This window comes from Candidatus Latescibacterota bacterium (assembly GCA_020633725.1).
GTDB lineage: Bacteria > Krumholzibacteriota > Krumholzibacteriia > JACNKJ01 > JACNKJ01 > VGXI01.
The window spans coordinates 358,024-380,372 of sequence record JACKDC010000001.1 but is presented as its reverse complement, the minus strand read 5'-3'; the positions used below and the strand labels follow the sequence as shown (position 1 = coordinate 380,372).

15 protein-coding genes are annotated in these 22,349 nt (G+C 72.7%); all 15 read right to left on the bottom strand.

The genetic code is table 11. The features are described from left to right. Window positions 1–81: 81 nt before the first annotated feature. Genes H6693_01650 through H6693_01580 form a run of 15 tightly spaced genes read right to left on the bottom strand, consistent with a single transcriptional unit; the run spans window position 82 to window position 22,280 of the window. Complete coding sequence (locus H6693_01650; GenBank protein ID MCB9514878.1) at window positions 82–1,644, bottom strand: hypothetical protein; 1,563 nt, start codon at window positions 1,642–1,644, stop codon at window positions 82–84. Beyond that, on the bottom strand, window positions 1,641–2,945 hold the full coding sequence (locus H6693_01645) for a glycosyltransferase (GenBank protein MCB9514877.1): 1,305 nt from the start codon (window positions 2,943–2,945) through the stop codon (window positions 1,641–1,643). The genes H6693_01650 and H6693_01645 overlap by 4 nt, the downstream gene beginning before the upstream one ends. Then, complete coding sequence (locus tag H6693_01640) at window positions 2,942–4,009, bottom strand: glycosyltransferase (protein MCB9514876.1); 1,068 nt, start codon at window positions 4,007–4,009, stop codon at window positions 2,942–2,944. Before H6693_01640 ends, H6693_01645 begins: the two co-directional genes overlap by 4 nt. Next, entirely contained in the window at window positions 4,006–5,562 is a 1,557-nt protein-coding gene (locus H6693_01635) for a hypothetical protein (GenBank protein ID MCB9514875.1), read from the bottom strand. Before H6693_01635 ends, H6693_01640 begins: the two co-directional genes overlap by 4 nt. Continuing rightward, on the bottom strand, window positions 5,559–6,521 hold the full coding sequence (locus H6693_01630) for a GNAT family N-acetyltransferase (protein MCB9514874.1): 963 nt from the start codon (window positions 6,519–6,521) through the stop codon (window positions 5,559–5,561). Before H6693_01630 ends, H6693_01635 begins: the two co-directional genes overlap by 4 nt. A 4-nt stretch (window positions 6,522–6,525) precedes the next feature. Beyond that, on the bottom strand, window positions 6,526–7,743 hold the full coding sequence (locus H6693_01625) for a DegT/DnrJ/EryC1/StrS family aminotransferase (GenBank protein ID MCB9514873.1): 1,218 nt from the start codon (window positions 7,741–7,743) through the stop codon (window positions 6,526–6,528). Then, on the bottom strand, window positions 7,740–9,167 hold the full coding sequence (locus H6693_01620) for a polysaccharide biosynthesis protein (protein ID MCB9514872.1): 1,428 nt from the start codon (window positions 9,165–9,167) through the stop codon (window positions 7,740–7,742). Before H6693_01620 ends, H6693_01625 begins: the two co-directional genes overlap by 4 nt. An 8-nt stretch (window positions 9,168–9,175) precedes the next feature. Continuing rightward, window positions 9,176–11,509 carry a T9SS type A sorting domain-containing protein gene (locus H6693_01615; GenBank protein MCB9514871.1) on the bottom strand — a complete coding sequence of 778 codons (2,334 nt, stop codon included), beginning with the start codon at window positions 11,507–11,509 and terminating at the stop codon, window positions 9,176–9,178. Next, window positions 11,506–13,635, bottom strand: coding sequence for a glycosyltransferase (locus H6693_01610; GenBank protein MCB9514870.1), 2,130 nt, complete (start codon window positions 13,633–13,635; stop codon window positions 11,506–11,508). Before H6693_01610 ends, H6693_01615 begins: the two co-directional genes overlap by 4 nt. Further along, a complete protein-coding gene (locus H6693_01605; GenBank protein MCB9514869.1) occupies window positions 13,632–14,372 on the bottom strand; it encodes a polyprenol monophosphomannose synthase in 741 nt (246 codons plus the stop codon). The genes H6693_01610 and H6693_01605 overlap by 4 nt, the downstream gene beginning before the upstream one ends. Continuing rightward, a complete protein-coding gene (locus tag H6693_01600; GenBank protein ID MCB9514868.1) occupies window positions 14,369–16,843 on the bottom strand; it encodes a hypothetical protein in 2,475 nt (824 codons plus the stop codon). Before H6693_01600 ends, H6693_01605 begins: the two co-directional genes overlap by 4 nt. Continuing rightward, entirely contained in the window at window positions 16,840–17,781 is a 942-nt protein-coding gene (locus H6693_01595; protein ID MCB9514867.1) for a glycosyltransferase family 2 protein, read from the bottom strand. Before H6693_01595 ends, H6693_01600 begins: the two co-directional genes overlap by 4 nt. Next, window positions 17,774–18,742 (bottom strand): glycosyltransferase family 2 protein, encoded by a 969-nt coding sequence (locus H6693_01590; GenBank protein ID MCB9514866.1) that lies wholly within the window; start codon window positions 18,740–18,742, stop codon window positions 17,774–17,776. The genes H6693_01595 and H6693_01590 overlap by 8 nt, the downstream gene beginning before the upstream one ends. Further along, a complete protein-coding gene (locus H6693_01585; GenBank protein ID MCB9514865.1) occupies window positions 18,712–19,668 on the bottom strand; it encodes an NAD-dependent epimerase/dehydratase family protein in 957 nt (318 codons plus the stop codon). Before H6693_01585 ends, H6693_01590 begins: the two co-directional genes overlap by 31 nt. Beyond that, a complete protein-coding gene (locus H6693_01580) occupies window positions 19,665–22,280 on the bottom strand; it encodes a DUF2723 domain-containing protein (GenBank protein ID MCB9514864.1) in 2,616 nt (871 codons plus the stop codon). The genes H6693_01585 and H6693_01580 overlap by 4 nt, the downstream gene beginning before the upstream one ends. Window positions 22,281–22,349: the final 69 nt, after the last annotated feature.

The window sequence follows — 22,349 nt, the reverse complement described above, 5'->3', positions numbered from 1 at the left end:
CGGCCCGCCGCGAAGCGATTCCAAGGCAATGATACCCCCTGCGCCACACGGCGTCGAGGACGGCCCCCGCCCGCGCGCCGGCTAGGGGCTCGGCGACGGCGGCGCCGGTCGCAGCTCGGGGCCGTGCGCCTCGTCCGGCGGGCCGATGCGATAGAGCGTGTAGACCAGCGGCTCCGGCTTGCGCAGGCCGAGTCCACGGACGGGCCGGCTGACCAGCGGCAGCAGCACGCGCCCGTCGGGCATCCGGCCCGCCAGCCGCCCGGCCTCGGGCGCGCGGTCCACCAGGTAGTCGGCGGGCTGCCGCTCCAGGAAGGCGAGCGTGCGGACCATCTCGTCGTAGCCAATGCGGTGCCAGAGTTCGGCCATCTCGGGGTGGATGAGACCGCCCAGATCCACGATGCGGCAGTCCGAGCGCAGTCCCAGCAGGCCGATGTCCGGCGCGGCCACCCGCGACCCCGCCGGCGCGCGCAGCGCCAGGTAGTCCGCGATCCGTCCCAGGCTGGACTCGAGGTCCTGTCCGAAGGCCCGGCCGTAGGGCTGAACGCGCGTGACGTAGAGCCAGAGGTTCGGCCCGAGGTGCAGCGCGAGCAGCACCGGCGCCAGGGCGAGCACCCGCGGGTGGCGGTCCGCCCAGTAGTCCAGGAAGTAGACGGCCGCCAGCGGCAGCAGCGGCGTCACGGGCAGCAGGTAGCGGCTGATGACTTGAACGTCGCGGACGAGGAAGACCACGGGCAGACCCAGTCCCCAGACCAGCGCCACCAGCGCGTAGAAGCGGAAGCGTCCCGCGTGCTCCTCGCGCCTGAAGAGCGGGCGGCGGCAGCGTCCCCCGAGGAGGCAGGCCGCGAGCCCCAGCCCCGCCGTGAGCAGCAGCGCCGCCTGGCCCGAGAGCGGCACCTTGAGCAGGCGCCAGGTCTGCAGGACGACGTGCCCCATGCCCTGCCAGCCCTGGCTTTTCGCCGCCGCCGTCGAGGGAAGGAAGGCGCCGAGTTCGAGCCGCGCGAAGATCAGCCAGGGCAGCAGCGGCAGCGCGATGCCCAGCAGGAGCGCGGGCAGACGCCGCCGCCAGCGCGCGCTGAAGAGGGCGAGGCCGGGCAGGATCACGTCCAGCAGGTAGAACTCCGGCCGCACCAGCGCGGCCAGTCCCGCCAGCAGGCCGATGCCGAAGACCCCGCTCCGCTGCAGCGGCGCGGCCGCCAGCCGCTCGAAGACGGCCAGCAGCAGCAGCACCGCCAGCGAGCTCTCCATGCCCGACGAACTCCAGCGCAGAAACCAGATCTCGGTGGCGAAGAGCAGCGTGGCCATCAGGCGCAGGCTCTCGCGCCGGATGCCCCGCGCGGCGAGCTGGTAGAAGACGGGAATGGACACCAGCCCGGCCAGGATCGCCAGCAGGCGTGCCGCGAGCAGGCCCGCCGCCTCGCCGCTGGCGAAGGGCGCGAGCAGCAGCACCCAGAGCGGACTGGTGCTGCCGTAGGACGGCTCGCCGACGTTGAAGACCCAGCCCTCGCCCAGCAGCAGGTGCCGCGCGTAGACCAGATGGATGTAGGTGTCGTCCGTGACGTAGCCCCAGAGCGGCCACTGGGCGAGCAGGTAGAGCAGGCCGATGGCCAGGAGATAGCGCCTGGCGTGGCCGGCGGGAATGCTCACGACCGTCCCCCTTTCGCGGCGCGCTCCACGCACGCGTCGAAGAGCGCCGCCATGGCCGCGGCCTGGGCCTGACGGCTGAAGGCCTCGGGCGCGGGCCGGCGTGTCCAGCGCCCCTCGTCGAGCGCGCTCAGCGCCTCGCCCAGGGCGTCGCGCACGCTCTCGGCGCGCGGGCGGCAGGTCCAGCCCAGCGCGTGCTCGCGCAGGAGCGTCTCGATCTCGCCGGCCGGCGTCATGGCCAGGATGGGCGGGCCCGCCGCGGCGTACTCGTAGAACTTGCCGGGGATGAGATCGCGGTAGCGCGGATCGTCGTGCTTGATGAGCAGCAGCAGGTCCGCCGCCGCCTGCCGCGCGACGCTCTCCGCGTGGGGCACCGAGTCCTCGAAACGCACCAGCGCCTCCAGGCCCAGCGCGGCCACGGCCGCCTCGTTGTCGCTCTCGCGCGGCCCCAGGAAGTGAAGCCGCGCACGTTCGGCCAGCGCGGGCCGCGTCTCGCGCAGCGCGGCGAAGCCCTCCAGCAGCGGACGCGCCGAGCGCGTGAGGCTGAGCTTGCCCGTGTGCAGCAGGTGGAGCAGTCCGTCCGCGCGCGCCGACGCGGCGAGGCCTTCGTAGTCCGCCGGATCGAAGCCGTTGCGGATGAGCACCGGCGGCCGCGCGCAGCGCTCCGCGTAGTAGCGCCGCCAGCCTTCGGTCACCGCGACCACCTGCGCCTCGCGCAGCACGCGCGCCTCCATGCGGCGGTGCAGCGCGCGGTGCAGCGGCGTCGGCGGCGTCTTGAGATGCAGATTGAACCAGGGATCGCGGAAGTCCGCCACCCAGGGCAGGCCCGCCCTCGCCGCCAGCGGCCCCGCCACGCGGTGCGCGCTGTCGGGCGGACTGCTCGAGTAGATGAGATCGATGTCCCCCGCCGCCAGCCGCTCGGCCCCGGCGCGGCGCGCCGGCGCGATCCAGCCGGCGTAGGCGTCGGGCAGCGTCAACCAGTCGCCGAGGCGGCGCAGGCGGCGGAAGAGGCCGCTGGAGCGGCTGCCGCTCGCGGTCGCGTCGCCGCCGCTCGCGCCGCCGCGGCGGAGACGTCGCAGCAGGGACTGCCCGGTGAGGCCGCCCACGCGGTGCACCTCGAGCGAGGTCGGCAGCTCGTCGAGCAGCGACGCGTCGCGCACCCAGTAGTCCTCGGGCCGGCCGCAGAGCAGCACGGGCTCCCAGCCGTGCCGGGGCAGGTAGCGCGCGAGCTTGAGGCTGCGGAAGACGCCCCCGTCCCCCATGGGCGGGAAGAAGTAGGCCACCATCAGCACGCGCCGGCTCATCGGTGCACCGCCGCCGCCATGGCGAGGAAGCGCGCGCGCACGGCGCCCATGTTGTCCTCCCAGATCGCGCGTTCGCCGATGACGGTGCGGTTCGCGGCGAGGGCCTCGGCGCGCGCCGTGTCGTCCATGCGCAGGGCGCGCTCGAGCGCGGCCTCGAGACCGGCGGCGTCCCCGACGGCGAAGTACGCCGCCCCGGGCGGCGCGGCGATCCACTCGCGGTTCGCCGGCAGGTCGCTGAGCACGGGATAGGCGCCCAGGGCCATGGCCTCGAGCAGCGAGACGCTGGTGCTGTCCGAGCGGCTCGCCGAGAGGTAGACGGTGGCGCGGCGCAGTTCGTCCATGAGGGCGTCGCGCTGCAGGCGGCCCAGGAAGCGCACCTGCTCGCCGAGCGCCAGCGACGCCGCCTGCGCCTCCAGCTCGCCGCGCAGACTGCCGTCCCCCGCCAGACGCAGACGCCAGTCGGGGTGGGCGCGCAGCACCGGCGCCGCGCCGCGCAGGACGGTGCCCACGTCGTAGACCGACTCCAGGTTGCGGTTGTGCAGGATCACCCGCTCGCGCGCCGCCCGTCCGCCCTCGGCGAAGAGCGCGCGGCCGATCCCCATGGGGGCCGTGAGGACGTCCACGGTCTCACCGGCGAGGGCGTGGATCGCGTCGGTCAGCATGGCGGCGTCGCTGGTCACCAGGTCGGCCGCGCGCAGCACCCTGCGGGCGCGCCAGCGGTGGAAGGGGCTCAGGCCCGGGTTCACCAGCACGTCGCTGCCCCAGGTCGAGAGCACCCACGGCCGCTGGCGGAGCAGCCAGGCCATCCAGCCGTAGTTGGGCGCGAAGTGCGCGTTGACGAGATCCGGCACGAAGCGCGTCAGCACGCGCCGCGCCGCCGGCACGGCGGCCGAGTAGGCCAGCGCGGCGGGCCGCGCGCGCGGGCCGAGCCGCCGCACGGGCACGGGCATGGAGAGCGGGTGCTCGAGGGTGAGCAGCATGACGTCGTCGCCCTGCTCGGCGAAGTAGCCGGCCCAGCGCTGGGTGTGGACGTTGCCGCCGTCGCTCAGCAGCGCGAGCCTCATGCCGCCACCCCCATCACGCGCCCCAGCCCGTGGCGCAGCGCCGTCGACGGGAGCCGGTCCAGGAGCCAGCGCTTCTCGTCGGCGGCGAAGAGCCCGCGGCCGCGCAGCGCGAGCAGGGCGCTCGACGCCAGCAGGGCCAGACCGGTCCCGACACCCGCCGCGCTGGGCGCCACCGCGCTCCCGCCCGGCCAGGCGAGCGCCGCCGCGATGCCGAGCGCCGCCGGCGCCAGGCCCACCAGCGCGCTGCGGCAGACGCCGCCCAGCGCTCCCGTCAACCAGCCGCGCCGGGCGGCGACGCCCATCACCCACACGGCCTGCACGGCCGCCGCGCTGACCTGCGCGAAGCCGAGGCCCCAGAGCCCCCAGCGCCCGATGAAGAGCGGCAGGGCCGCGTAGTAGAGCAGCGCCCAGAGCAGGTTGCCGACGAGGACGGCGCGCAGGCCGTCGAGGCCGCGCAGCGCCGCCTCGAGCACGGCCACCAGGCTGCCCAGCGGCAGCGTGATCGCCAGCAGCGCGAGCAGCGGCAGGGCCTCCAGGTAGGCGCCGGTCGAGAGCAGGAGCAGCAGCGGACGTCCCGCGAGGTAGAGCCCGGCGGCGAACCAGCAGGCCACCGCCAGCTGCCCGCGCAGGATCAGCTGCAGGCGCGCGGCCAGCTCACCTTCGCGGCGCTCCTCGAAGAGGCGGCTCACCTCGGTCTGGAAGGACAGCACCGGCGCGGCCAGGAAGCGCTTGCTGATGCCCACCAGGCGCGCCGGCACGTGGAAGAGCGCCACCAGTTCCACGGCCGCCACCATGCCGATGACGTAGCGGTCCAGCTCGAAGTAGGCCAGCGCGAGCCAGCGCAGCGGCAGGCTGGTGAGCCAGTAGTCGAGAAGCTGCCGCCGGCCGATGCGCAGCGCCCCCAGCGCCGACGGCGCCCCGCCGCCGCGCGGAAGCCACCAGGGCAGCAGCGCGAGGAGCAGCAGCGCGCGCAGGAGGAACCAGAGGGCGAAGAGCCGGAGGGCGCCGGGCGCGTCGAGGGTGGCGCGGCGCAGGAAGAGGTGCAGCGTGAGGCCCGCCAGGCCCAGGAGCTCGGCCAGCGCCATCGGCGCCATGCGGCGGAGCCCCTGGTAGAGTCCCGCGGCCAGCTCCGCGAGGCCGAGGGCAAGTCCGAGGAAGACCGTCGGCAGCAGCAGCGGCTCGAGCGCCGTCTGCGGCGCGACGCGCCCTGCCAGCTGCGGCCAGAAGCGCCAGGCCGCGAGGCCGACGACGGCGTAGAAGCCGAGCAGCGCGACGACGAGCGTCACCGCGCCCCGGAGCAAGGCGCCGCGGTCGCCGCGCACCTCGAGCTGCGGGCCGAAGCGCTGGGCGAGCTGCGGCAGGGCCATCACGCCCACGGAGGAGAGCAGGACGGCGAGTCCTCGCAGCGCGAGGAAGAGACCGAAGACCTCCTCGCCCAGGCCCACCGTGAAGAGCTTCATCTGCAGCAGGCCGAAGACGCTCGCCGCTAGCCCCTGCAGCAGCAGGAAGAGCGCGTTGCTCCCCGCGCGGGAGCCGCCGGACGCGCCGCTCACGACGCGCCCCCGCGGCCGAGGAGCCGGAGCGCGGCGCCGTCGCGTCGCCAGAGCCCGTAGTGCACGGGCTGGGCGCCGAAGGCCGCCTTGAACTCGTAGAGCGGGTCCTTGCCGATGCTCCCGCCGAAGTTGAAGCTCGCCTCGCCGTCGGCGCAGGCCTGCTCCAGGTTCATCGCGTAGAGCAGCACGCTGGGCGCGAGCTCGCGATGGGCCTTGCTCGCACAGCCGTTCCAGGCGATCACCGCGCCGCGGTGGTGGAAGTTGAGATGCCCCCCCACCAGCACGCCGCGGTGGCGCGCCACCCAGAAGCGCACGCGCCCCGTGTCGCGCACGAGGAACTGCAGGTGGGCGAGCGGCGTGGGCGAGGCCAGCCGCCACTCGCGCGCGTGCTCGAGGTAGATGCGGTGGTAGGCGGCGACGTCGTCGGGCTCGGCGCTGCGCGCCACCACCACGCCCGAGCGCAGGGCCTTGCGCACCTGCCGGCGGCGCTCCTTGCGAAAGCCGTCGGCGAAGACCGCGTCCCAGCCCGGGCGCAGGTCGAGGATCTGGGTCGCCGGGCGGTGGGGAGCGTCGGCAGGGCCGTCGGGATGGTCGAGGTCGGGCGCCGTGGTCAGCGTGACGCGCTGGCAGCGTCCCCCCACGCTCGCGAGAAAGCGCGCGCGCAGCGCATCGGCGAGCGACGCTGCGGCGTCCGGCGCCAGCGCCGGGCCGCCGTAGGTGCCGAAGGCGAGGCTCTGCCGGTGCACGATGCCGAGGCGCGCGCTCTCCACGAAGGGCAGCACGCCCTCCAGCGCGCCCTCCGCGCGACGCAGGAGGAACCCCACGCGCAGGCCGTAGACCTCCTCCAGCGAGCGCAGCCAGGTGGCGCCGTGGTAGAAGCTCGCGCCGCGGGCCGTGGCGACGAAGGCGTCCAGCTCCTGCCAGTCCAGGCGGCGCTGGAGCGTGATGCCGTCCGCCACCGCGCTACCCTCGGTAGTAGCTGATGAGCTTGAGGACGGCCTCGCTGGCCTGATCCACCTCGTCGTCGGTGATGTCCGGAAAGAGGGGCAGGCTGAAACAACCGCGGTAGAACGCCTCGCTGGACGGGAGCTGCGGACCGGGCGCGCCGAAGTACTCCCGGTGCACCGCGTGGTGCTGGATCGGGATGAAGTGCAGGCTGGGCGAGATGCCCTCGGCCGTCAGCGCCTGGAGGAAGCGGTCGCGATCGACGCGCAGCGCGCCGTCGGCGAGGCGCGGCGCATAGAGATGCCAGCTGTGCAGCGCGCCCTCCCGCGTGGCGGGCAGGTGCAGCGCCGCCTCGTCGGCGAGGTTCGCGCGGTAGCGCTCGGCCGCGCGCCTGCGCGCCTCGCGCAGCGCCTCCGCCCGCCCGAGCTGGACGAGGCCGAGGGCGGCCTGGATGTCCGTCATGTTGCACTTGTAGCCGAAACGGCTCACGCCGTAGAACCAGCGCCCGCGGTCGGCGTAGCGCCTCCAGGCGTCGCCCTCCATGCCGTGCAGGCTCATGAGGGCGATCTCCTTCTCGAGCGCGTCGTCGCGGCAGCTCAGGAAGCCGCCCTCGCCGGTGCTGAGGTTCTTGGTGACGTAGAAGGAGAAGGCCGCCATGTCGCCGAAGTCGCCGGGGGGGCGCCCGCTGGCGAGTCCACCGAAGGCGTGAGCCGCATCCTCCACCAGCAGCAGGTCGTGTCGCTTCGCGATCGCCGCCAGCGCCTCGATGTCGCAGAGCTGTCCGCCGTAGTGCACGGCGAGGATGGCCCGCGTGGCCGGCGTGATCGCCGCCTCCACCGCGGCGGGATCGAGCCCGTAGCTGATGAGCTCGATGTCCGCGAGCACGGGGGTGGCCCCCACGTGGTGGATCACGTTCACCGACGCGGTGAAGGTGTTGGGGCTGGTGATCACCTCGTCGCCAGGACCCAGGCCCAGGATCTTGAGCGCGAGGAAGAGCCCGGAGGTGCAGCTGTTCACCGGCCAGCCGTGGGCCAGGCCCACGTGGTCGAGGAAGGCCTGCCGGAAGGTCTGCGTGCGCGGTCCCACGGTGAGCCAGCCAGAGCGCAGGGTTTCCACCACCGCCGCGATCTCGTCCTCGCCGTGGCTGGGGCGGAAGAAGGGCAGCGGCGTGTCCCGGACGGGACGTCCCCCCTCCAGCGCGGGCAGCGCGCCCGAATCGCCGCGGCGCGCGCTCACAGCAGGTCCCGCGTGGCGCCGGCCACGGCGAGCATGCGGGCGCGGAGCGTGTCGTCGTCGCCGGCGGCGGCCAGGGCGCCCAGCTCGGCAAAGGTGGCGTCGAGGTCGAGGCCGCCCGGCAGCTCCGGGCGGATGATCATCAGCTGCTCGCCGAACTCGCTCACCTCGGCCTCGGCCGCGGTCATGAGGCGCTCGTGCAGCTTCTCCCCCGGACGCAGGCCGGTGAAGCGGATGGGAATGTCTCGCTCGGGCACGAAGCCCGACAGGCGGATCATGCTGCGCGCCAGCTCCAGGATCTCCACGCTCTCACCCATGTTGAGGATGTAGATCTCGCCCCCCGCGCCCCCGCTGCCGGCCTGGATGACCAGCATGCTGGCCTCCTTGATCGTCATGAAGAAGCGCGTGGCGCGGGCGTCGGTCACCGTGACCGGCCCTCCCGCCGCGATCTGCCGCTGGAAGAGGGGCACCACCGAGCCCCGGCTTGCAAGCACGTTGCCAAAACGGACGGAGATGAAGCGGGTTGCGCCGCCGGCCTGCCGCGCCCGGGCGGCCGCGCGCAGCAGCAGCAGCTCCGCCAGGCGCTTGCTGGCGCCCATCACGCCCTGGGGATCCACGGCCTTGTCGGTGGACAGCATGACCATGCGCTCCGCGCCGACGGCCGTGGCCATGTCCACGAGGTTCCGGGTACCGAGCACGTTGTTCACGAAAGCTTCGCTGGGCCAGGCCTCCATGTAGGGCACGTGCTTGTGGGCGGCGGCGTGGTAGAGCAGCTGCGGGGCGATCTCGGCCCCCAGCCGCAGGATGCGCTCCCGGTCGCGCATGTCGGCGATGAGGCCGAGGATCTCGAGCCCGGGATGCCGATCGCGCAGCTCGTTCTCGATCTCGAAGATGGAGTTCTCGCCCCGGCCCATCAGCACCAGCCGCCGCGGCGCGAGACGCGCCACCTGGCGGGCGATCTCGCTGCCGATGGACCCGCCCGCCCCGGTGATCATCACGGTCTTGCCCGCGACGTCGCGGCGGACCGGCTCGGGCTGGAAGTCCACCGTCTCGCGGCCGAGCAGGTCCTCCGGATTCACCCGGCGAATCTGCGAGATGTGCACCGCGCCGGTGACGATCTCGCGAATCCCCGGCACGATCTTGAAGGGAAGCTCCGCCTCCTGGCAGATGCGCACCAGGCGCCGCACCACCGCGCCCGCCGCCGACGGGATGGCCAGCACGACCTCGTCCACCGCCTCGCGGCGGGCCACCTCGCGCAGCGCCTCGGTCGTGCCGAAGACGGGCCGCCCGGCCACGCTCTGCCCCGCCAGCGCGGGGGCGTCGTCGAGCCAGCCCGCGAGGGCGAGGCCCAGTTCCGGGCTGGCCTCGATCTCGGCGGCCACCATGCGGCCGGCCTCGCCGGCGCCGATGATGAGAAGTCGCTTCACCGTGTCCCCTAGCGCACCACGACCAGCTCGCGCAGCGCCACGTGCCCCTGCGTCTCGAGCCTCAGGATGTAGGTGCCGCTCACCGCGCGCGAGCCGAAGCGCGTGGTCATGTCCCAGAGCACCCCGCCGGGCTGGACCTCGCCCGACTCCTTCACGAGCTGGCCTTCGAGGTTGTAGACCGTCGCCGTGACCGGCTGCTCGATCCCGCCCAGGCGCACGGCCTGGTGGCCGAGCGCGAGCCGCGCGGGGTTGGGGTAGATCCACGCCGCGTCCACGAGGGACGGATCCGGCGCCGCGTCGGGGCTGAAGGTGAGGCGCGCCACCCCAGACGTGGTACCCAGCCAGATCGTGTCCCCGTCGTCGCCAACCAGCACGCGGCGCACGTTGCCCGACGGCAAGGGCGCGAGCGTCTCGCTGCCGAAGAGATCAGTGCCCGCCTGCTGGCGGCCGGTCTCGGTGGTGTAGCTCTGGAGCGTCCAGCGCAGCAACTCCTGGCCGCCGCTGTTCTCGAGGGTCAGCGCCGCATGCGTGAGTCCGAGATCCGTGCCCACCCAGACGCTGCCGTCCGGGGCGCCCGCCACGCAGGCAACGCTCACGCCGATCAGGCCGTCGGTGAAGGTGGTCTTGGCGCCCAGGCGCGTCACCACACGGTAGCCGCCGCTGGACGGAACCACGCGCACCAGGCCGTTGCCCTGGCCGACCCAGAGTCCGCCGCGGCGATCGTCGGTGAGGCTCGAGAAGAGCGTTCCCGCCTCGAGAAGGCCATCGTCGTCCTCGAGACCCGCGCCCTCGCCCCACCAGGTGTCGTCGTCGGTGTTGTCCAGCGTGCCGGCGTGGTCCCAGATCCAGAGCCCCGCGCCGCGGCAGAGCAGCGCCACGCGCCGGGTCGACAGGAAGGCGATGTCGTCGATCGTGAGCGACGGCAGCCCGGAGCCGAGGTCGTAGTGGATCCAGGTGTCGTCCGCAGTGAACACCGACAGGCCGGTCTGGACATCGTTGTTGTCCCGGCAGAACCAGCGGTTGCCCTGCGCGTCTTCCAGCATTCGTGTGATCGACACGCCGTCGCCCGTGATGATCTCCTCGGTCAGGCTGCTGAGCTCGACGCGCAGGAAGCGATGCGTGTAGCGATTGAACCACACCCAGCCCTGGCTGTCTTCGAGCACGTCGAGGCTGAACCGTGGAACGCCGCCCGAGAAGCTGCCCGAGGGATAGCGCGTCCAACGCTGGCCGTCGAACATGGCGCCGGCCACGGTGCTGTTCGCCCACAGATTGCCGGAGGGCGCCAGCGCCATGCTGTTGTACTCCGCGCCCGCCGGGCTCGCGTTGAGGGGATGGTGCGTCCAACTGCCGCCGGCGTAGTGCACGGCACCCGGTCCCAGGGCGCCGTCGACGGTTCCGCCCACCCAGATATCGCCACCGGGGCCCGCGAGCACCGCGTCATAGGCGAGCGTGCTGTACGCGGGATAGAAGTTGTTCGGAAGGCCCGCGCTGATGTCGGTCCACCCCGCGCCGGCGCTGTAGAGAAAGACTCGATCCGCCCTGCCACTCGTTCCCGACTCTCCCAACGTGACCACCAAGCCCTCGCCCACGGCCGCCAGCGCCTTCACTTCGAGGCCCGCTACCGGCGACGCTAGCGCCGGCCAGGCGTCAGTACCCGCCAGACGATCCCGGTGCAACGCCCCGCCGGCCACGACCCACACGCTGTCGGCGACCACGGCAACGTCCGTGATCGTCGACGTCGGCGCGCCCGCCACGGCCACCGGGTTCGCCCCGGGGTCCATGCGGTAGAGCCCGGCCGCCGTGCCCACCACCAGCGTGTCGCCAGCGAAGGCCAGTGCGCGCACGTCGGGATTGGAGAGTCCGTTCAGCTCGTTCCAGAGCCGCTGATGCTGGCCGTCGACGATGACGCCGTAGCCCTTGTCGCTGCCGTACCAGACGCCGCCGGCGGGACCGCCGGCGAGGCACTGCACGGCGTCGGAGGCCAGGCCCTGCGGGAAGGTCTGGAAGCGGAACCAGGGGTCGGCCGCGCCCGGACGATAGCGCTGCAGCCCCTCGGTGGCCATGGCCACCCACAGTTCGCCGTCCTGCATGAGCAGGTCCATCACGTCGATGCCCGCCAGGCCCTCGGCCGTGGTGACCGCCTCCACGTCGCCCGTGGCCGGCGTGATCCGCACCAGGCCGCCGCGGCCGCCGGCCCAGACGGCGTCGCCGTCGAGCGCGAAGGCGCGCACGCGGCTGGGGTCCGCCCACACGGACCAGTGGTCTTCGGCGCGCGACGTCGCCGCGCTCGTCGACAGGAGCATCGCCAGCAGGAGCAGGGGGAGGCTGTGCTGCTTGCTCACGCGAGTCCTTTCTCGCCCGGCGCGGCCGCTGCCGTCGGGCGCGTGGCCTCCTCCCCGCGCAACCGCGCGAGGAGGAAGGCGGGATGGTCGCCGCGCAGCTGGGCGCCCAGGGTCTCCAGCCAGAGCTGGAGGTCGAGCCCCAGGCTCCAGTTGCGCAGATAGAAGAGGTCGAGTTGACGGGCCTCGTCGGCCGCGTCCACCCGCCCGCGACGGCGCCAGGCGCCGGTCAGCCCGGGGCGCAGCGTCAGCAGCGCGCCCAGGTCCGGCGGCGGCGCGGGCAGCGCGCGTCGGGGCATGGGCCCCACCAGGCTCAGTCCGCCTGCGAGCACTGCCGCGAATGCCCAGGGGTTGAGAACGTCGGGCGCCGGGCGACCGTCCCGGCGCAGGACCAGGGTGAGGCGCGTCGGCCGCCCGTGACGTCCCAGCACCTCCACGCGGAGCCTCCTCGCCCCGCGACTCACTCCAAGATGCACCAGGCCGGGAAGCAGGGTCAAGACGAGCCCCGCGAGCCCCACGACCAGGTCCGCCAGCCGCTTGAACGCCCGCTCCAGCGGGTAGAGGCCGGCCATGCGGTAGGCCACGGCGGGCAGGCCGAGAAAGTCCTCGGCGCGCGCGCCCCGGCCCACCATGCCGGCCAGGTCGCTGAGCAGGCGCAGGTCGATGCTCCGCGCCCGGCACCAGATCAGGGCCGTGGCCAGCGACGGCAGTCCCGCCCCGCTCGGCGCCACCACGATCTCCTGCACCCGCTCCGCCGCGCTCACCCGCTCGAGGTCCGCGGGACCGCCGAGCGCGCCGCGGCGCTCCATCTCGCTCTCGCCGACCGCGATGCGCCCCACCATCTCCAGGCCCAGCTCCGGGTGCCGCAGCAGGCGCTGCTCCAGCGCGGACGCCTCCACCGCCGTGCCCACGAGCAGGAGCCGACGCAAGTCGAAGTGGTAGCGCAGCAGCACGCGGTGCAGCGCGCGCAGGCCGCCGCGCAGCAGCCAGGTGAGCAGCACGGCGAGGAGCACGCTGGCGAGCACCACCGCGCGCGAGACGATCCGCTCCTTGCTCAGGAAGGTGCTGCTCATGAGCACCACGCCCGCCAGCACGCCGGCCTTGCCCAGGGCGAGCAGCTCCTCGCTCGCGCTCTCGCGGCGGCTGCTGCGGTAGAGCCCCGACAGGTAGTAGGTGCCGAGGAGGATGACGAAGTACAGCAGCGAGAAGCGCTGGTACGGCTCGGCGATGAAGTAGTCCAGGTGGAAGCTGCGGCGCAGCGCGATCGCGGCGAGGTAGGCCGCGCCCGCGCCGGCGACGTCGAGGACGAGGAGCGTCAGCACCTTGAACAGGTTGCGATAGCGCTTGAGCAGGTAGGCGGCCGGGTTCCACTTCTCGGTGTAGTGCACGAAGCTCGTGATGTGCGCCACCAGGCTGCGGCTGAAGGGATTCCGCGCGCTGGCGCGCTTGTGCACGTGGTTCATCACGGCGCCGGGGACGTACCACACCTCCCACCCGCGCGTCTGCATGCGGTAGCACCAGTCCACGTCCTCGAAGTAGAGGAAGAAGCGCGGGTCCATGGGGCCCACCTCGGCCACGGCCTGCCGGCGCACCATCATGCAGGCTCCGAGCACCCAGTCCACCGCGCGCTCGGAGGCGTGGTCGAAGTCGAGCATGAGATGGTGGCGCAGCGCGCGGCTCTTCGGGAACAGCTTCCCCAGCGGCGTGCGCCGCAGCAGCACGGTCCAGAAGGTGTAGAAGCTGCGGCAGGAGTGCTGCAGCGTGCCGTCCTCGTTGAGCAGCTTCGCGCCGGCGATGCCCGCGCGGGGATGGGCGTCCATGAACTCCACCAGCGCGTCGACGGCGCCGGGGCGCACGGTGACGTCCGGGTTCAGCACCAGCACGTAGTCGCCGGTGGCGGCCGTGAGCCCCAGGTTCACCGCGCGCGCGTAGCCCAGGTTCATCGGGTTCTGGAGCAGCGTCAGGTGCGGGGCCTCGGCCAGGCGGGCGGCGGAGTCGTCGCGGCTGGCGTTGTCCACCGCGATCACCTCGAGCGCGTGGCGGCTGCCCGCTTCCCGGAGGCTCTTCACGCTCGCGAGGATCTCCTCGCCGGAGTTGTAGCTCACGTAGATGACGGAGATCGTCTTCACCGCGACGCCCCCTGCCAGCGTCCGCCCCGCAGTCGCGTGAAGCGCAGACGCCAGACCATCCACACGGCCTCCCAGATGATCCGCCGGTTCATCTTGCTCACGCCCACGCGGCGATCCGTGAAGACGATGGGGATCTCCTTGATCTTGAAGCCGCGCTTCCAGGCCTGGTAGTTCAGCTCGATCTGGAAGCTGTAGCCGTCGCTGCGCACCCGCTCGAGGGGGATGGACTCCAGCACCTCGCGGCGGAAGCACTTGAAGCCGCCGGTGGCGTCCTTGATCGGCATGCCGGTGACGATGCGCGTGTAGATGTTCGCGCCCAGGCTCAGCACCAGCCGGCGCAACGGCCAGTTGACCACGGTGACGCCGTCGAGGTAGCGGCTGCCCAGCACGAGATCGTGGCTGTCGATCTCGCGCAGGAAGCGGCGCAGGTCCTCGGGGTTGTGGGAGAAGTCCGCGTCCATCTCGAAGATCCGGGCCACGTCGGGGCGCGCCAGGGCCCACTGGAAGCCCGCGATGTAGGCGCTGCCCAGTCCCATCTTGCCAGGCCGGCTCAGCAGGAAGACCCGTGTGTCCAGCTCGGGGCGGGCCTTCACGAGCTCCGCCGTGCCGTCCGGCGAGCTGTCGTCCACCACGAGCACGCCCAGACCCGGGTCGATGGCGAGCACCGCCGCGATGATCGCGTCGATGTTCTCGCGCTCGTTGTAGGTGGGAATGATGACGAGGCTCTGCCCGTTCACGCCGTCCCCTCCCGTTCCTGCCGGCGCGGCCGCGCCAGCAGCCCGCCCGCCGCGCTCAGCAGCAGCAACAGCGCCCACGCGGCACGTCCCAGCCAGCGGAAAGCGGCGAGCCGCGGCGGCGCGAACTCGAAGCGCACCGCGTGCTCGCCCGCGGCCAGGCCCACGGCGCGCAGGAGGCCGTCGGCCGTCAGCAGGGGACGCTCGGCGCCGTCCACGCTCACGCGCCAGCCGGGGTAGGCCATGTCCGCGAGCACCAGCAGCGCCGGCCGGTCCAGGCGCACGCTGCAGTCCACCGTGTCGAGCGCCCACTCGACCCGTTCCACCGCGCCGGGAGGGCCGTCGCCCGGGGCGGGCGCGGGATCGGGCGGAGCGTCCACGTAGACGAGGCCCGGCTCCGCGCGACCCGCGAAGAGCCGCTGCCGGCTCGCGGCCGGCGGCTCCACGGCGGCGCGGTCGGCGAGCCGCAGGCGTCCCAGCGCGCCGGGATTGACGAAGACCGCCTCCTCGCAACCCTCCGCGCCCGGCGCCGGCGGGAAGCCCGCGCCCAGCTGCGTGCCGCGCGGCGCGATCAGGGTGCTCACCGCGAAGCGATCCAGCAGCTCGGGACCGGCCGTGGGCAGCGCCTTCAGCACCGAGTCCGCGAGCGCGAGCTTGGCGGCGTGATAGCCGCCCAGGCTGGCCAGTCCCGCGGCGGCGGCCCCGTTGGCGGCGAAGGGACTGCCGGGCAAGGCGTAGAAGCGCTGGTGATCGAGGTTGCGCTCCAGGTAGTCGAGCGTGCGCGCGGGCAGGCGTTCGGCCGCGGGCTCGCGCTCGCCCCACAGCTCCACGCCCCGGCGCGTCGGCCAGTGCGCGGCCGGGTGAAGGACGCGCCCGTCCTGCGGCAGCAGGTCGCCCAGCACGGCGAGCAGCAGGGCGGCGGCGAGGAGCAGGTCGGTCCGCTCCCAGCTCGACGCCATCGCGCCGCGGACGCCACGGCGACGCCGCAGCTCGAGCGCGGCGAGCACGGGCAGGAGCAGGAGGCCGGCGCGCAGCGCGTCGTCGCGCACCCAGCCCGCGGGCAGGGCGGCGAGACCGTCCACGAAGTCGCGCGCCTGCTGCGGCGACACCCGCGCGAGCTGGCTGCTGTAGCGCGCGGCGAGGGTCTGCCGGGCGCGGTCCTCCACCCTTCCGGGCAGCACGGCGGCGCTGATCAGCATGGCGGCCGCGCCGGCGGCGAGCAGGAGACGCAGCCGCGACAGGGCCGTCGACTCCCGCAGCGCCAGCTCGAGGCCGCGGGCCATGAGCGTCGCCACGGCGAGCTGCTGGAGCAGGAGGATCATCACCGGCACGCGGAAGCGGCCGAAGCCCGGCAGATGCTCGTAGAGCGGGCGGTAGACCGCCGGCAGGAAGCGTCCCGCGGCCACGAGCGTGGCGGCGAGCGCCAGGGCGAGGAAGAAGACGTCGAAGGCGCGCGGCCGGCGGCGCCAGAACAGCGGCACGGCCGCGAGCAGGGGCAGGATGCCGAGCGCGTTGCCGTAGTCCGTCAGCGGCATGCGGCCGAAGTAGCTCTCGGCGCCAAAGCCCCAGCTGGCCGGCCAGAGGAAGGTGCTCCACTCGGCGGGCGCCAGGCTCCAGCCCGTGGCGTAGTCGTAGCTGGCCCCCGCCTCGGCGGCCCCGCGAATCGAGTGCGCGCTGTACTCCTTGACCGGTCCGTAGAGGGGCAGGCTCGCCGCGCCCGCCAGCGCCAGCGCGGCGAGGCCCAGGGCCAGCGGGGCGAGCGCGCGCGCCGGCCCCTCGCGGCGGGCGATCAGGACGAGGCGGCCCAGCGCGAAGAGCCCCAGGGTGAGCAGCGCGTAGTAGGCCACCTGGATGTGCCCGGCCAGCAGCAGTCCCGCGAGAGAGAGCCCGAAGAGGCCGGCGTCCATCAGCGCGCGGCGCCGGTCGAGCAGGCGGTCGACGAAGAGCAGCGCCCAGGGGAGCCAGGCGAGCGTCATCACCTTGCTGCCGTGACCGTGCGCGCCGATCGCCACCTGCGGCGGCAGCAGCACGAACCACGCCCCCGCCAGCCAGGCGAGGTAGGGCCGCACGCCACGTCGACGCAGGAAGAGGAAGACGCCCAGGCCCAGCCACAGGTAGTGCGCCAGCAGCCAGCCCAGCGGCGGCAGCAGGTGGATGGCGCTGAGGCCGCGCAGCAGCGGCCCCGGCGGGTAGAGATTGCGGTCGTGGGCGAGCGAGGCGTAGGCGGGCATGCCGCCGAAGATGAAGGGGTTCCACAGCGCGTCGCCCGGGGCGATGCCCTCGCGCGCCACGTAGTCCGCGAAGCCCTGCGGCGCCACGCTGTCCGGGCTCACGAAGACCTGCCCGTGGAAGACGCCCTCCGGAAAGAGCAGCGCCAGCAGCGCGGCGTAGAGCAGCGCCGCGGCGAGGCCGCCCCAGCCGCCGCGCAGGGTGAGGAAGGCCGTCAGGCGGCCGTTGCCGGTGGACTCGCTCACGCGCTCCTCTCCCTGCTCTGCTTCGGACCCGTTTCGCCGCCGCCCGAGCCCATGGCGCGCACGAGCGCGCCGCCGACGCCCCGCTCTCCGCGCAGCCTCGCGGCCAGCGCGCCGCGCAGGACGTGCAGCCCCCAGGCCGCGAGCGCCAGGGGACGCCGCCAGGCGGGCACGTGGCGACGCAGCAGGTGCAGCACCGCCTTGCGCTGGGCGCGCAGCTTCGTCGCCGCCAGGCCCCCGCCGCTGGCAAAGCCCACGCGGTGGTAGAGCAGGGCGGCGGGCGCGTAGCGCAGCCCCCAGCCCAGGGCGCGGGCGCGCAGGGACAGGTCCACGTCCTCGGCGTAGAGGCCGAAGCTCTCGTCGAAGCCGCCCGTGCTCCGCCAGAACTCGCCGCGGCCCATCAGGCAGCAGCCCGTGAGGTAACCGGTCTCGGCGGGCACGAGCCAACGCCCGGCGGCCGGCTTGCGCAGGCCCAGGTGACGGCTCACGGTGCTGAAGCGGCTCACCGCCCCCCCAGCGTACCACATCCGGTCGCGCGGGTCCGCGTAGTGGATGCGGGGGCAGACGCCGCCGGCCCGGGGGTACTGCTCCAGGGCGTCGACCAGCGGATCCAGCAGGTCCGGGTCCGCCTCGGTGTCGTTGTTCAGCACGCAGACGTGGTCGAGGTCGCGCGCGAGCAGCAGCTGCAGCCCCGCATTCATGCCGCCGGCGAAGCGGCGATTGCTGTCCAGCCGCAGCAGCTCCCACTGGGGATGGGTGCGCAGCGCGGCGTCGGCGGAGCCGTCGGTGGAGGCGTTGTCCACCAGGAGTCGCGTCACGGCGTGCCGGCTGTGGGTCACGGCGGCGTCGAGGCTGGCCAGGCAGGCCGGCAGCACCTCGCCGCCGTTCCAGTTGAGGACCACGAGGCCCACGCGCCGCCGAGGCGTTTCGCGCTCAGACATCACGCGGTGGACGCTCCCGGGCGATGCGCCGCCGCTCCTCGTCCCCCCGCAGATGAATCATGAGCTCGCCCAGCAGGCCCAGCGAGGCGAACTGGAAGCCCAGCACCAGCAGGATCAGGCCGAGGATGAGCAGCGGGCGCACGCGAAGCGCTCCCGTGGCGAGCCAGACGGCGCCGAAGTACAGGTTGATGGCCGTACCGACGACCAGCAGCCAGAAGGCCACCCGCCCGAAGAAGTGCAGCGGCGCGGACGAGCGCCGCGCGATGAAGGTGATCGTGAGCAGGTCGAAGATGCCGTTGAGGAAGCGGCGCCCACCGTACTTGCTCTTGCCATAGGGACGCGCGTGGTGTTTCACGGCCAGCTCGCCCACGCGGAAGCCCTCCCAGCCGGCGAGTACCGGCAGGTAGCGGTGCATCTCGCCGTAGACGCGCAGGGTCTCGGTCACCTCGCGGCGGTAGGCCTTGAAGCCGCAGTTGAAGTCGTGCAGCGGCAGCCCGGACACGCGTCGCACCAGCGCGTTCCAGAGCTTGCTGGGGACGGTCTTGCTCACGGGGTCCTTGCGCTCGCGCTTCCATCCGCTCACCAGGTCGAGCTGGCGCTCGTCGAGCGCGGCCACGAGACGTGGCAGTTCGGCGGGGTCGTCCTGCAGGTCCGCGTCCATGGTGACCACCACGTCGCCGCGCACGCGGCGAAAGCCCTCCGACAGGGCGGCGCTCTTGCCGTAGTTGCGTCCCATGCGCAGGATGCCGAGCTGCGGACGCGCCTCGGCGAGCGTCTCGAGGACCTGCGCCGTGCCGTCCGTGCTGCCGTCGTCCACCACCAGGATCTCGTAGGGGGTGAGGCCGGCGGCCTCGCAGGCGGCGGCGATGCCGTCGACCAGCGCGGGCAGACTCTCGGCCTCGTCGTAGGCGGGGACGAGCACGCTCAGCTTCACCCCGAGCCCTCCATCTCCCGTGTCCAGGCCACCTGGGCGGCGAGGCCGTCGGCGAGGGGGATGCGGGGCGTGAAGCCCAGCTCCTCGGTGATGCGGGTGGCGTCGGCGAGCGTGTCGGGGACGTCGCCGTCCTGCTTCTCGCGGAAGTCCAGATTGAGCGGCCGGCCCAGCGCGCGCTCGAGGATCCGCAGCGCCTCGCGCAGCTCGACGCGGCTGCCGCCACCGGCGTTGAAGACGTACTGCGGCCCGTCGTAGGCCGCCGCGCGCAGGTTGGCCTCCACGATGTCCGCGATGAAGGTGAAGTCCCGCGTCTGGCTGCCGTCGCCGTAGATGGGCAGCGCCTGGCCCGTGAGCCCCGCCGCGATGAACTTGGAGAAGCCCATGTCCGGCCGCTGCCGCGGTCCATAGACCGTGAAGTAGCGCAGCGCCGTGGCCCGCAGGCCGAAGTTGAGCCGGTAGAGATCCACCAGCTGCTCGGCCGCGAGCTTGGTCACGCCGTAGGGGCTGAACGGGCGCGGCAGGCTCGTTTCGCGCATGGGCAGGTCGGCCGTGGCGCCGTAGACCGAGCTGGAGCTGGCGTAGACCAGCTTGATGTCCCGCCCCTTGCAGGCTTCCAGCAGCCGCTGCGTCGCGGCGAGGTTGCAGTGCAGGTAGATGTCGAACTCCGCGCCCCAGCTCGCGCGCACGCCGGCCTGGGCGGCCTCGTGGAAGACGAGCCCGCAGCCCTGCAGCAGGGCGGCGAGGTCCGTCTCCACCAGGTCCTCCTGCACGAAGCGGTAGCGCGGGTTCGTCAGCGCGCGCTCGAGGTTGCGGCGCTTGCGGGCGGGATCGTAGTAGTCGGTGAGGCAGTCGATGCCCACCACGTCGCGTCCCTCGTCGAGGAGGCGCTCCACGATCTGCGAGCCGATGAAGCCGGCCGCCCCGGTGACCAGCACGCGGTCGTTGGCGCTCACGGTGTCGCTCCTCCCGAGTCGGGCGACGCCGAGGGCGACTCGCCGGCGAGAACCTCGTCGAGCAGGCGCAGCCGCTCGCGGATGGACGTGTTGTCGGGATTGCGCACCATGTACTGCGCCAGCTGCTCGCGCAGGTTGCGCAGGTTCTGCACCGACGGGAAGTAGCTCACCACGTAGTCCACCAGGGACAGGTAGGCCGGCTCGTAGTCCGGGTTGATCGCGATCACCTGGCGCAGCGCCTGCACCACGCGCTGCCTGTCGTCCGCCCCTTCGGCCGCCTGCGCGTAGCGCGCCCAGAGCTGCCAGTTGTCCGGCTCCCGCTCCAGGTAGTGCTCGTAGGTGCTCATCGCGCGCTCGGGCTCGCCGTTCTTCATGTAGAGGTAGCCGAGGTAGAGCACCACGGGCGTCAGGTCCTCGCGGATCAGACTCGCCATCTCCATCGCCCGCACCGCGCCCTCGGGATCCGGCGTCAGGCCGGGCCCCTCGCGATCCAGCTCGATGGCCAGACGGCTCCAGGCCGCGGCGTAGTTCTGGATCAGGTGCGTGATCGTGGGCTCCTTGTAGAAGCTCGGGAGCGTGAGGCCGGGGTCGTCCGGCGGCGGCACCTTGCTCAGGATGCTCGCCGAGTCCGCCGACTCCTGCCAGGCCTCGCCCTCGCTGCTGGGGCCGTCGGTGAAGATGCCCCGCCACTCGAAGACGTGCTCCAGGTTCTCCTCGAGCTTGGGGATGTTCACCTGGTCCTTGCCCTCGGTGAGCGTCATCCGGTAGACCATGCCCTCCATGCTGCAGTAGGGCAGGTAGGGCTCGAGCGTCTCGCGCGGAATCGTGACGGCGAAGTAGAACGGCGTCTTCTCCCAGCCGCGCTTCTGGGCGGTGATGAAGAGGTGGTTGATCACCTCGTCGCGCGGCTGGATGATGCGGCCGTCCTCGAGCCGGTAGTAGTGGGTGGCGACCTCGTCGAGGTCGGCGTTCTGCCAGGCGATGGGCACCTGCGGCGGGTCGTCGCGAAGCTGCTGCATGTACCAGGCCGTGTTGAGCAGGCTCAGGTTGACCACGCGGACGTCCTTGCGGAAGCCCTCCACCTCCTGGATGTACCAGAGCGGGAAGGTGTCGTTGTCGCCGTTGGTGAAGATCACCGCGTTCGGCTCCAGCGGCTCCAGCATGTTGTAGGCGTAGTCGCGCGCGATCAGGTTCTGGCTGCGGTCGTGCGTGAACCAGTGCTGCTTCAAGGGGCCCAGCGAGGCGATCACCAGCACCACGGCCAGCAGCCCCGCCCAGAGCGCGCGCTTCCGCTCGCGCCGCAGCGAGTCCAGCAGGCCCACCGTCCCCAGGCCGATGAACACCGCGTAGTAGTAGAACCCGTTCGCGTAGAAGTAGTCGCGCTCGCGCACTTCCTGGTCGCTGAAGTTCAGGAAGAGCACCAGGCCCAGCGTGTTGATGATGAGCACGGTGAACAGCGCCGCCCAGTGCTTCTTCTCGCGGAACCACTGGATCAGCATCCCCAGCATCCCGAGGCCCAGGGGGATCGCCGTCAGCGCCCGCCCCGCGTGGAACTGGAAGCTGCCCAGCGAGAAGGCCGCCTCGCCCGGCATGCGGAACTGCGCGCCCAGGTAGTGGAAGAAGTGTCCGAACTGCCAGGCGAGCGCCGCCTTGCGCTCCGTCGGCAGCTGGAAGGGATACTGCTCGCGGCGCAGCACCGCCCAGAGGTTCGCCCAGTTGGCCGGATCCGCCTCGTTGATCGCCGGGTGCTGCCCCGCCCGGATGAGCAGGAAGACGTGCACGCTCAAGCCCAGCGCGAAGAGCGCCAGCGAGTAGAGCACGAAGGGCCGGTGCCCCCGGCCGCCGTAGCGCGTGGGCAGCGCCAGCCAGACCCCCGCGGCCAGGATGGCGAGGGTCCCCACCACCAGCAGCGTGTCCGGCATGTGCAGGATCGTGCTGCCCAGGAAGAGCGCCAGCGCCGCGCCCACCAGCCAGAGGTCCAGGTCGGTGAAGCTCTTCTCCCGGATCAGCAGCGCCAGCACGAAGAAGCCGGGAAAGACCAGCACCGTGCCCAGGTGGAAGCCCACGGCCAGGCTCAGCAGGTAGAGGATCAGGTAGACGAGCGCGTTGCCCCGGGGCTGGTCGGCGTGCTTGGCCCAGTCCAGGGCCAGGTAAAGCACGAAGCCCATCAGGAAGGCGCTCAGCGCGTAGACCTCGGCCTCGATGGAGTTGATCCAGAAGGTGTCGCTGAAGGCGATGAAGAAGGTCGCCACCAGGCCACCCGCCGCGCGGATCCAGGCCGGCGGGGCCTCGTCGCCCTCGCGCCAGGCCGCCGTCATGCGCAGCGTCAGCAGGTAGATGAACAGCGCGGCCAGGGCCCCGAAGAGCCCGCTCATGAAGTTGATCCTGTGGGCGACGCTCTCGCCGAAGGGCATCACGCTGGCCAGGCGCGCCACCAGCACGAACATCGGCGTGGCCGGCGGATGCGGGATGCCCAGGATGTAGCCGCAGGTGATGAACTCGCCGCAGTCCCAGAAGTTGAGCGTCGGGGACATGGTGAGCCCATAGACGACCAGCGGCAGCAGAAAGGCCACGATGCCGCCGGCCAGCAGGAGAGGATGTCGCTTTGCCATGTGCATCCGCGCTGATTAAGAGACTGAAATTACAGGAAATATAGCGGGATCCTGCCCGAAAGTTCCCCG